Genomic DNA, 11,852 nt, shown 5'->3' with positions numbered 1-11,852 from the left:
ATATCTTCTGAGACAATAATTTCTTTTGGTGTAAACTTTGAAATTTCATCTAATATGGTAACAATGTTAAGTTTTGTTTCAGTGCAAGTGAATTCACCAGTTGATACGTCACAAAAACATAATCCGCAAAACATGGTATCATTATTAATGTATATGCTCATAATATAATTATTCTTAGTTTCTTCTAAAAAGCCTGAATCTGTATAAGTTCCTGGAGTAATTATTTTAATGATTTCTCTTTTAACGATGCCCTTAGCCAGTGCGGGGTCTTCAACTTGTTCACATATAGCAACCTTATACCCTTTTGCAATAAGCCTTCCTACATAGATGTTTGCTGCATGATGTGGTATTCCACACATAGGTGCTCTTTTTTCAAGTCCACAGTCACGTCCTGTAAGCACGAGCTCGAGTTCTTTTGCTGCAAGCTCTGCATCATCAAAAAACATTTCATAAAAATCACCTAATCTAAAAAATAAAATGCAGTCCTTGCATGTTTCTTTTACCTCAAAATATTGTATCATCATTGGAGTTAATGCCATTGCCATTCCCCTTTGTTTTCCTCTGCAATTATATAAATTGACTTACGCACATAAATGTATGCTTCATAAATAATTGCAGAACTTAAATTAGTTGCTGTAATTTATATTTCTTCACCAAAAAGTGAAAAAGAATGTGAATCTGTTATTAAAACTGATACAAGATCTCCGGCAACATTACCATTTCCCTCAAAGTTAACTACTTTACCATTTCTAGTTCTCCCAGTTAATTTACTTGCATCTTTTTTACTATAACCCTCGACTAGTACCTCTACAATTTTCCCTACACATGCTTTGTTTTTTTCTGCACAATTTCTATTAACAACTTCTACTAATCTATTAAACCTCTCATGTTTAACATCCTCTGGTACTTGTTCTAGCATTTCATCTGCTGGAGTTCCTTTTCTTTTAGAATAGAGGTATGTAAATGCTAAATTAAATTTAACCTCTTCCATTAGACTTAGGGTCTCTGCAAAATCTTCCTCAGTTTCTCCTGGAAATCCAACGATTATATCAGTAGTTATTCCTACATTAGGTATTGTATTTCTAATGTTTTTTACTAACTCCAAATATTGCTCTCTATCATAATGTCTATTCATTTTATTTAAAAGATTAGATGAACCTGATTGCACTGGTAAATGAACGTGTTCACAAATCTTATCACTCTCTGCAATAACTTCTATTACTTCATTAGATAAATCTTTTGGATGAGATGTCATAAATCTTAATCTCTCAAGATTTTCAATTTTATTAATTTTACGAAGTAACTCAGCAAAATTTATTTCAGGTGTTAGTCCCTTCCCATAAGAGTTAACGTTTTGACCAAGTAAAGTTATTTCTTTATAACCTTGTCCAACCATATCTGTTATTTCATTAATAATATCTTCTGGATTTCGACTACGCTCACGACCTCTTACATAAGGTACTATACAATAAGTACAAAAATTGTTGCAACCATACATAATAGTAACAAAACCTTTTAAAGTATTTTCCCTTTCTATTGGGATTCCTTCTATGATATTTTCTTCTTTGTCCCAAATTTCAACTATAGATGATTCTCCGTTTTGTATTCTTTTTAAATACTCAGGAAATTTATATGCATTATGTGTCCCAATAATAATATCTACAAATGGAAATTTAGTAATTATATGTTTTGCCATACCTTCTTGCTGCATCATACATCCAATAACAGCAATTATAAGTTTTGGGTTCTCTTTTTTCATTGTTTTTAAAGCTCCAATATTCCCATCAACCTTTTGTTCTGCGTTCTCCCTAACACAACAAGTATTAAAGATAATTATATCAGCCGAACCTTTATCTAACGTTTTTTTATATCCCTGTGGTATTAGCATGCCGGATAATTTCTCTGAATCTTCCTCATTCATTTGGCAGCCCCATGTTTCTATATAGTATTTAATAGTTTCATTCATTAGTTCATTCTCCTTTATAAAAAAATATCACTATCTATCATTATATATAATTTATAAGCTTTTTTAAAGTCATTTTTGCTAATTGAATATAATTAATAAAAAATTTATTATAATTTAAATTTATGAATAAATCAGAATATAATATTAATTGATGATTGTGTGTTATAATATACCAAATAATCTACATATCGTAGTGTGTTTTTTATTATATAAATCTCTCTAATACTTGAGTTTCTTTTTTTAATAAATTTCTACTTTTAGGATAACCTACTTAAAAGGAGTGATTTATTATGTATGATGCAAAAAAAGAAGAGAATATTAGAGATAGGCAACTACAATGTAATTGTATAGGAGATAGAAGTTATTTTTCAATGTGTACTCATAATAATAATATGGTAGATATAAAAGTAGACTCTTCACCTGTAGAAATTATTGTAAAAGAGTTTAGTTAGTTTTTAAATTTGGGTTGGGGGGAAATATTATTATGAACTTATCTAATAGACTGGAATCAATGCAATTTTCAACAATTCGTAAACTAGCACCTTATGCCGAAGAGGCAAAAAAAAGAGGAGTTAGTGTATATCATCTTAACATAGGTCAACCTGATATACACACTCCTTCTACATTTATGGAAGGAATCAATAACTTCAAAGACAAAGTTCTTAGGTATGAAAATTCTCAAGGAATGGATCAATTAATTGAAAGCTTTATTAAGTATTATTTAGAGTGGAATATAGAACTGTCTAAAAGTGAAATACTAGTAACTAATGGTGGTTCTGAAGCTATTCTTTTCGCTTTCATGGCTATTTGTGACCCAGGTGACGAAATTATAATTCCAGAACCATTTTATACAAATTACAATGGGCTTGCCGATTTAGCTTCAGTTAAAGTTGTTCCATTTATAACCAAAGCTGAAGAGGGTTTTCATTTGCCTAGCAAAGAAGAGATTACAAGTAGGATTACAAAGAAAACTAGAGCAATAATGGTATCAAATCCTGGAAATCCTACGGGGGTAGTATATACTCATGAAGAAGTAAGAATGCTTGCAGATATTGTTAAAGAAAATGATATATTCTTAATTTCTGATGAAGTATATAGAGAATTTGTTTATGATGATCTAAAATATACTTCCGCTTTATACATGAAAGATATTGAAGATAAAGTAATACTGATTGATAGTATATCTAAGCGTTATAGTGCTTGTGGTGCTAGAATTGGTTTAGTTGCATCAAAAAACGAATATCTTATGGCTCAGATGCTTAAGTTAGGTCAATCTAGACTTTGTGTTCCAGTTATAGAGCAAGTAGCTGCTGCTAACTTGATTAATACTCCTAAATCATATTTTATAGAGGTAAAAAAAGAGTACGAAGAAAGAAGAAATATCTTATATAAATATTTATTAAAAATACCAGGTATTGTTTGTGAGAAACCAGCTGGAGCATTTTATATAGTGGCCAAGCTTCCTATAAAAAGTGCTGAAGATTTTGCTAAATGGCTATTAACAGATTTTAATTATAATAGTAAGACCATTATGGTTGCACCTGCACAAGGTTTCTATGCGACGAAGGGGCTTGGAGTAAACGAAATTAGATTATCATATTGCTTAAATACTACTGCTTTAAAAGATGCAATGGAAATTTTGGGTATAGCAATCAAAAAATACGTTAAATTAAACAAATAATTAAAATATAAAAATAATATTAAAAAGCAAAGAAATGACTTCTGTATTATATACAGGAGTCATTTTTGATAACCATTCTTATAAGTACCATTATAAGAAATCTACTTTTTTATTTACTAATTCTCTTATATATTTGTATAATATTTTTTACTACATCATCAATTACACTAATATTCATTACCTCATGATCACAATATTTTTTATACAATGGACCTCTCTCCTCAAACAACTTAGATATTCTACCGGGGTCCTTTGCAAGTAAAGGACGACTGGCAATATTGATATCAATTACTATATTTTCAATTGGACGGTTGATATAAATAATTACACCATTTTTTTTTAGGTTTATAATATTTTCATACCTTTTAATTACCCCACCACCAGTTGAAATAACTACATTATGCTTTTTTGATAATTTCCAAACAGCAATTGATTCTATATTTCTAAACTCATCCTCACCATATTTAAATATTTCAGTAATGGAGATACTTGTACTAGATTCAATAAAAGCATCTACATCTATACATTTCATATGTATTTTCTTTGCAAGTATTTCCCCAATTTCACTTTTACCACAACCAGGCATTCCAATCAAAACTATATTTTTCATCGTCTAATTTTCTACTCCTCTACTTAACTCTTCATAAATTTCATCAATAATATTCTTTGATATTTCAATATTATTCCATATTTCCTGAGCACAGGTTGCCTGACCAACAAGCATATATAAGCCATTAACTGATTTTAAACCAGCGGCTTTCGCATACTTAAGAAATAAAGTTTCTTTAGGATTATAGATCATATCAACGGCACTTGTAAATTTACCAATATATTTTTTTTCAATAGGTGAATTATCTAAGTTAGGATACATTCCAAGTGGTGTACAGTTTATCGCTATGTCATTGTCTTTAATCTCATTAATTTCATCATAAGAAATTAATCTGCAAGAATTAAAGCTACTATTTTCCTTAAGCTTTGATACATTTCTTGTCACTACAGTAATTTTACTTATTCCATTGTTTAGAAGGTAATTCACCATAGTAACTGCTACCCCGCCATTACCAAATATCGTTGCATTTTTATTTTTTACTTGTATATCATTTTTACTAAATAACATTCCAATTCCAAAATAATCTGTATTATACCCAATAGTTTTACCGTTTTCAAACTTTATAGTATTTACAGCTCCTATTGCTTTAGCCTCGAAACTTATCTCATCAAGAAATTTCATAACGCTAATTTTATAAGGAATGGTAACATTAATCCCCATCGGTTTAATAATATTAAAACCACCCATAACTGCTTTAAGATCTTTTTTTTGTACTTCAAACAAATGATAATACCCCTTCATGCTTAATTTATTAAAGATCATTGAATGTATTTGTGGAGAAATACTATGTGTTAGTTTTTCTCCAAGCAGACCATATAACTCTGACATAACTTCCCCTCATTTCTTTAAAAATAATTATTAAATATTAATTATTTCGCTTCTATAATTACCCAATATCTTGAAATACCGACTATTATTTTTGATTAAATCGATAACATATATGATTTTATTTTCGTTAATATTTCCCTGGAAATCTATGTAAAAAAATACTCCCATGGCTTATCTTTAATTGGTCTAGATTCGATTTTCATAAGATTTATATTATTTTCTGCAAAATACTTTAAAACATTATAGAGTGAACCTGCAGTATGGGTAGTTGATAAAACTAAACTTGTTTTATTGTCTTTTGTATTTGACTCCATTTCTTTTCCAATAACAACAAATCTAGTCGTATTATTTGCATTTGAATTTACATTTTTTCGCAATATTTCAAGACCATATATATCTGCTGCTTTATCGCTAGCTATCGCGGCTAGAGTTTTATCGTTTTTATTTTTAACTAATTCCGCACTTTTAGAAGTACTTTTATAAGGAAGCAACTTCCACTGTTTATACCCTTTTAAAAATTCCATACTTTGTTCAAGTCCTTGTGGATGGGAATAAACTTCTTTGATATCATCTAATTTGGATCCTTTAATTCCCATTAAATTTTGATTTATTTTTAAATATTTTTCTCCTATTATTTAAAAATTATATTCATTAAGGAGGTCATAAACCTCAGATATTGCACCAGTAGAAGAATTTTCTATAGGAATAATCCCATAATTTATTTTTCCATATTTAAGTTCTAAAAATATATCTTCAAACTCACTTATCTCTTTTGTGGTAACATTTTCTCCAAAATATTCTTTTGATGCCTGCTCGCTAAATGAACCTGTAACACCATAAAACCCAATAATCATATTTTTAGCATCCGTAACTACTTGAGTCTTATTTAAAGTTCTATCTTGGAACCCTCTACTTATTTTCATGACTGATTTGAAAAATTCTTCTACTTCAGAAGTTAAATCTTTATTTTTAACAATGTCTAAATTTTTTTTTACAACTGCGTCTTCACGTGTTTGATTTAAAATGGCAATACCGTTCTTCTTCTTATATTCCGCTACTTTTAAAACTGTTTCCATACGCTTTTCAAATAGTGATACAAGACTTGCATCAATTTTATCAATTTGATTTCTCAAATCATCTATATTTAATTTCTCTAAACTGCTCATCAAAACACCTCCTATATAAAATCTAAAATACTCATTGCTGCGCAAGCTTCAATTACTGGTAACGCTCTTAAAACTATGCATGGGTCATGCCTACCTTTAATTGATACTTCTGAATTTACACCTGCTGCCATATCAATAGTATTTTGTGTTTTTGCAATTGAAGGTGTTGGCTTGATTGCAACTCTAAAAATTATAGGCATTCCATTAGATATGCCTCCATTAATTCCACCATTATTGTTTGTTTTAGTAAGTACATCTCCATTTACCATATATGGGACATCGTTTGACTTACTTCCTCTTATTTTTGTTATATTAAAACCCATTCCAAATTCTACTCCCTTTACTGCAGGCACAGAAAATAATAATTGTGCTAAATTGCTTTCTATAGAATCAAAGAATGGTTCCCCAAGACCGCAAGGAAGGTTTAATATGGTAGCTTCAATTATACCTCCGACTGAATCTGTTTCTTCCTTCGCCTTTAATATAACGTTTTTCATTTCTTCACCTTTTATATCATTAATTACTGGAAAATCTTTTTTTAAAACATCTACTAATGTCTGTTTTGTAATATTTACACCATCAAAATAACTATCAGATACTTTTCCAATACTTAAAATATGACTTCCTATTACAACATCATTTTGAGCAAGTATTTGTTTTGCTATCGCCCCCGCAAAAACAAGTGGTGCTGTAATTCTTCCAGAAAAATGACCTCCACCTCTGTAATCATTAAAACCTGAATATTTTATTTTTCCTGTGAAATCTGCATGACCTGGTCTTGCTAAGCTTTTTAATTTATCATAATCTTTTGAATTTTGATTTTCGTTAAAAATAACACCACAAAGAGGTGTCCCTGTGGTATAACCATTAAAATATCCGCTTAGAATTTCAACTTTATCGCCTTCTTTTCTTTTAGTTGAAAAATCATCTCGTCCAGGCGCCCGTCTTTGCATTTCACTATTAATAAAATCTATATCAAGCTTAATACCTGATGGTAATCCATCAATAGTTATTCCTATACCTCTTCCATGAGATTCTCCAAATATAGAATACTTAACTTTTTTACCCCATTGTCCGCTCATTAATCTTCCCTCCTAGACTCTTAAAATCTTCATAAAAATTTGGGTAGGATTTTTTAACTGCTCCACTGTCCTCAATTGTAAGCTCCTCACTACATCTAATTGAAGCAATTGCCAGTGCCATTGCTATCCTATGATCGTTCCAGCTGCTTACAACACCACCACGAAGATATGACTTGCCATGAATAATAAGAGAATCTTCTTTCTCTATAACATCTGCTCCAATTTTGTTTAGCTCTGTTGCCATAGCATTTAACCTATCTGATTCTTTTATTCTAACTCTACCGGCATTAATTATCTCCGTTGTACCTTCACTTAACGCTGCAAGAACAGCAACTATTGGTACAAGGTCAGGACATTGAGATGCATCAACAATAGTTCCTTTTAAATTTGATTTTGATGCTTTAAGAATACCATCTTTAATAGTAATCTTTCCACCCATATTTTTAATTATATCTACAATTACTCGATCACCTTGAAGCGATTCCATATTTAAATCCATACATTTAACTTCCCCACCGAGTACTCCTGCTGCTAAATAAAATGCAGCTTGAGAAAAATCACCTTCAACTCTGTAATCTATACTATTATAATGTTGATTACCCCTTATCTTAAATTCTCTGTAATTATTATTTTCTATTTTTATACCGAATTTTGATAGAATATCTAGAGTTAAATCAATATATCCTATAGATTCCATTTTAGTAGTAATTCTAATTATTGAATCACCAGCGAGTAAAGGAAGTGAATAAATAAGACCTGTAATAAATTGAGAACTTACATCTCCCCTTAGTTTAAAAATACCAGGTTTAAGCCTTCCTTCTACCGTTAAGGGCAGATTACCATTATTTGTAGTGTAACTTACATTCTGCTTATCAAATATATCATAATATGGCTTAAGAGTTCTTTGTACTAACTTAGATTTACCATTAAAAACTATTTTTTTTCCCGTTAACATTGCGATAGGAATTAAGAATCTTAAAGTTGATCCACTTTCATTACATTGTAATTCATTATTTAAATTTTCACTAAGTGTAAATGTCGGTTTACCTTTTCCACATACCTTAAGATTACTAGGTAATTTTTTGATTTCAACTCCAAGTTGTTCCATTATTTCGCAGGTGGCTATTATATCCTCAGACATACTAATATTATCAATAAAACATTCTCCATTACTGAGTCCCGCAGCTATAACTGCTCTATGAGATAGTGATTTTGAAGGTGGAATTTTAACTTTTCCATTTAAATAAGAAGGTTTTATTATAACTAATTTCATTGTTTAGCACCTCAATTCAATATAATAAATTATTTTATGATTTTGCGAAGATAATTTTCTATTTTAGTTTTATCAATTTTCTGAATAAAACTATTTCCAATAGAGTCTATTAATATTAAATTCATAGACCCTCCAATGTTTTTCTTATCATGACTAATAGTTTCAATTATAGCTTGAGTTCTTATTTCAGGCAACTCCCATGGTAGATTATACTTAATTAAAATCTCTTTTATAGCAATAGATGTACCAATCTTTGTTAGTCCTAATTCTTCTCCTAACTTAGTTATAGAATACATACCCATTGCTACTGCCTCTCCATGAGAGTACTTGGTAAAATTAAAAAACTGTTCAATTGCATGCCCAATGGTATGACCAAAATTCAAAAGCATTCTCTCGCCAGTATCCTTCTCATCTATTTCAACAATATTTGCTTTAATAGAGCAGCAAGTATATATAATTTTATCTATTTCACTCAAAAGTGCTTGTTTATTTTCATATTTCATTAGAGTATTAAATAAATCATTATCTTTGATAGCTCCATATTTTATAACTTCACCCATACCATCATTTAAATACTTATCATTAAGTGTTTGAAGTAGCAATGGATCAATAAAAACTGCCTTAGGCATATAAAAGCTTCCCACTAAATTCTTTCCACGAGGTAAATCTACGGCAACCTTTCCTCCTACACTGCTATCCACCTGTGCAAGTAATGTAGTTGGGATTTGTATAAGTGAAATGCCCCTTAAGAAAGTTGAGGCTGCAAAACCAGTCATATCACCTACAACGCCTCCACCTAATGCGATAATAATATCTCCTCTGTTTATCTTAAAATCTAAAAGTTTATCATACACCTCAAGTAAAGTTCCAAATGACTTGCTTTCTTCTCCCGCTTTTACCACTATTTTAAAGGGTTCGAAACCTGATTCTTTTAATGAATTAATAACCTTTTGCCCATAAAATTTGTCAACATTAGAATCTGTAACAACAGCTATTCGTCTTCCTTTATATATCTTTTTAACTTCTACCCCGATTTCACTTAATAATCCATTTTCGATATATATTGGATAACTTCCACTGGAAGCTTTAACTTCTATATTATGCACCTTTAACTATCTCCTCTCTCTTCTTTGTTGCATCCTCAAACCTTTTTTTTAGAAAAACAGCATCATTATTTATTATTGCAATTTTTATTTCTTTTATATTTTTTTCGAAATCTTCTATCTTACTAATTATATTTTCCTTATTGTATAAGAGTAATTCGGGCCATAATTCACCATTTATAGTAGCAACTCTAGTTGTATCCCTAAAGCTTCCACCAATGAACTTAGCTGTCCCTTTAATTAAATTATTACAATCAATTAAAGAAACAGCTATGATATGCGGTAACTGACTTGTATAAGAAATTATATCATCATGTTCTTTAGGGGTAAGATAAACCACTCTTTTGCAACCCATACCCTTAGCAAGTGTCCCTACTAGATTTATGTTTTCTTCTTTGTTCCCATTAATTGGAGTTATAATATAATTTGCATTTTTAAACATATCCTTTGATGCGGCCTTAAGCCCTGATTCTTCTTTTCCCGCCATAGGGTGTCCACCTATAAAATCTAAATCTCCTCTAAGTACAGGCATGATTTCATGTATCAAATTACTTTTAATTCCAGCGGTATCTGTAATAACTGCTCCACTTTTAAATAAATTCATATTGTTTTTTACAAAATTTATAGTCTTTTGAGGATAAACTGCAAGTATCACAATATCTGAATTACTAAGTGGTATTTCTGGACTTAAATATCCCTTATCAATGATATTCATTTTCTCCGCTACTCTTAGAGTTTCTTTATCAATGTCAATGGCCCAAATATTTTTAGGATTTAAATTTCTTAATGCCATGGCAAAGGAGCCACCTATAAGTCCTAAGCCTACAATTGTAATATTAAAGTCAGTACAATCCAAATTTACCACCTCTTAAACTATTTTGTTTTGTGTTTTTGCAATTACTCTTATAGACTTCATAAGATTTTCAAATTTTTCAGGTTTTAAAGATTGAGGACCATCACTAAGTGCATTAGCAGGATCATAGTGTACTTCAATTTCAAGACCATCTGCACCTACTGCTATAGCAGCTTTTGCAAGAGGTTCTATTAACCACCATTTACCAGCAGCATGACTTGGATCTACTATAACTGGTAAATGACTAAGCTTCTTAAGTACAGGAATTGCACTTAAATCTAAAGTATTTCTTGTAAAAGTTTCAAATGTTCTAATTCCTCTTTCACATAAAACTACTTTTTCATTTCCCTCAGACATTATGTATTCAGCAGACATAAGAAGTTCTTCAATTGTTGCACTCATACCTCTTTTTAATAAAATTGTTTTATTACATCTTCCTACTTCCTTTAAAAGATCAAAATTTTGCATATTTCTAGCACCAATTTGTAAAACATCAGCATATTGAGATATTTTATCAACAAGTTCAACACTCATAACTTCAGTTACTATTGGAAGTCCCGTTATTTTTTTAGCCTCTAATAATATTTTTAATCCTTCTTCTTCCATTCCTTGAAAACTATATGGTGAAGTTCTTGGTTTGTAAGCTCCCCCTCTTAAAAAATTAGCTCCAGCTCTTTTTACATCTTTTGCAATATGTATTAATTGTTCTTCACTTTCAACAGCGCAAGGACCAGCTATTATAGCAAGTTCTTTTCCACCAATTGTTAGTTCATCCACCTTTATTATTGAATCATCTGGATGAAATAGTCTGTTACCTCTTTTGTAAGGTGCTTGAACTCTCATAACCTTATCCACACACTCCACTGCCTCGATTTGACTTTCGTTTATTGTGGTTGTATCACCAACAAGCCCTAAAACACAATGGCTTTCTCCTTTTGAAACATGGACCATGAAACCTAATTCTTCTAATTTTTTCTTCATAGCTAAAATTTGATCCTCTTTTGCATTTGCTTTCATTACGATTACCATATAAAGTCCTCCTAAATTGTTTTTTAAAACTTACTTTAAAAATATATTTAATTTGAAATTTGTTATAAAGAATTATAAAAAAAAGGAAGCCCCCTTATAACGGAACCTTCTTATTTAAAAGAAGGAACCTCTATAATGAGTCTTCCTTGCGTACAGACTTAGTTTTCTTTCTATAATTCAACATATGCTGGTATTATAGTTTTATTCCTAAACTCATTATTTAAAGAAATCATATATATTTTTTTGCACAAAAAGTAACCA

10 protein-coding genes and 2 pseudogenes are annotated in these 11,852 nt (G+C 30.3%); 2 read left to right on the top strand and 10 right to left on the bottom strand.

Features of this window, described 5'->3' with window-relative positions; translation table 11 throughout:
• A pseudogene (locus Q0649_RS09325) lies at positions 1–539 on the bottom strand (DNA mismatch repair protein MutS); the annotation flags it as partial.
• Positions 540–640: 101 nt separating this feature from the next.
• Positions 641–1,966, bottom strand: a complete 1,326-nt coding sequence (gene miaB / locus Q0649_RS09320; protein ID WP_298840654.1) for a tRNA (N6-isopentenyl adenosine(37)-C2)-methylthiotransferase MiaB — start codon at positions 1,964–1,966, stop codon at positions 641–643.
• 290 nt (positions 1,967–2,256) lie between these two features.
• On the opposite strand from miaB, the gene Q0649_RS09315 reads away from it, so the two are divergent.
• Both Q0649_RS09315 and Q0649_RS09310 read left to right on the top strand, forming a co-directional pair.
• Positions 2,257–2,418: a hypothetical protein gene (locus tag Q0649_RS09315; RefSeq protein ID WP_298840651.1), complete on the top strand. Its 162-nt coding sequence runs from the start codon at positions 2,257–2,259 to the stop codon at positions 2,416–2,418.
• Between the two features lie 32 nt (positions 2,419–2,450).
• Entirely contained in the window at positions 2,451–3,647 is a 1,197-nt protein-coding gene (locus Q0649_RS09310) for a pyridoxal phosphate-dependent aminotransferase (RefSeq protein ID WP_298840648.1), read from the top strand.
• A 109-nt stretch (positions 3,648–3,756) separates the two neighbouring features.
• On the opposite strand, the gene Q0649_RS09305 is transcribed toward Q0649_RS09310, so the two are convergent.
• The 8 genes and pseudogenes from Q0649_RS09305 to aroF form a co-directional block, all read right to left on the bottom strand.
• The gene (locus Q0649_RS09305) at positions 3,757–4,257 is read right to left on the bottom strand and encodes a shikimate kinase (RefSeq protein ID WP_298840645.1); all 501 of its coding nucleotides are present in this window, start codon (positions 4,255–4,257) and stop codon (positions 3,757–3,759) included.
• 3 nt (positions 4,258–4,260) lie between these two features.
• On the bottom strand, positions 4,261–5,085 hold the full coding sequence (gene aroE / locus Q0649_RS09300; protein WP_298840642.1) for a shikimate dehydrogenase: 825 nt from the start codon (positions 5,083–5,085) through the stop codon (positions 4,261–4,263).
• 146 nt (positions 5,086–5,231) lie between these two features.
• Positions 5,232–6,251 (bottom strand): annotated as a pseudogene (locus tag Q0649_RS09295) (chorismate mutase).
• 11 nt (positions 6,252–6,262) lie between these two features.
• Entirely contained in the window at positions 6,263–7,333 is a 1,071-nt protein-coding gene (aroC, locus tag Q0649_RS09290; RefSeq protein ID WP_298840640.1) for a chorismate synthase, read from the bottom strand.
• Positions 7,314–8,606, bottom strand: coding sequence for a 3-phosphoshikimate 1-carboxyvinyltransferase (aroA, locus tag Q0649_RS09285; protein WP_298840638.1), 1,293 nt, complete (start codon positions 8,604–8,606; stop codon positions 7,314–7,316). Before aroA ends, aroC begins: the two co-directional genes overlap by 20 nt.
• 29 nt (positions 8,607–8,635) lie before the next feature.
• Positions 8,636–9,712, bottom strand: a complete 1,077-nt coding sequence (gene aroB / locus Q0649_RS09280) for a 3-dehydroquinate synthase (RefSeq protein WP_298840636.1) — start codon at positions 9,710–9,712, stop codon at positions 8,636–8,638.
• Positions 9,705–10,565, bottom strand: coding sequence for a prephenate dehydrogenase (locus Q0649_RS09275; RefSeq protein WP_298840634.1), 861 nt, complete (start codon positions 10,563–10,565; stop codon positions 9,705–9,707). Before Q0649_RS09275 ends, aroB begins: the two co-directional genes overlap by 8 nt.
• Before the next feature lie 12 nt (positions 10,566–10,577).
• Positions 10,578–11,591: a 3-deoxy-7-phosphoheptulonate synthase gene (gene aroF / locus Q0649_RS09270; protein WP_298840632.1), complete on the bottom strand. Its 1,014-nt coding sequence runs from the start codon at positions 11,589–11,591 to the stop codon at positions 10,578–10,580.
• Positions 11,592–11,852 lie beyond the last annotated feature (261 nt).

It is taken from the genome of uncultured Clostridium sp. (genome assembly GCF_937920395.1).
GTDB lineage: Bacteria > Bacillota > Clostridia > Clostridiales > Clostridiaceae > Clostridium_AD.
This window is presented reverse-complemented; position numbering and strand designations above follow the sequence as displayed.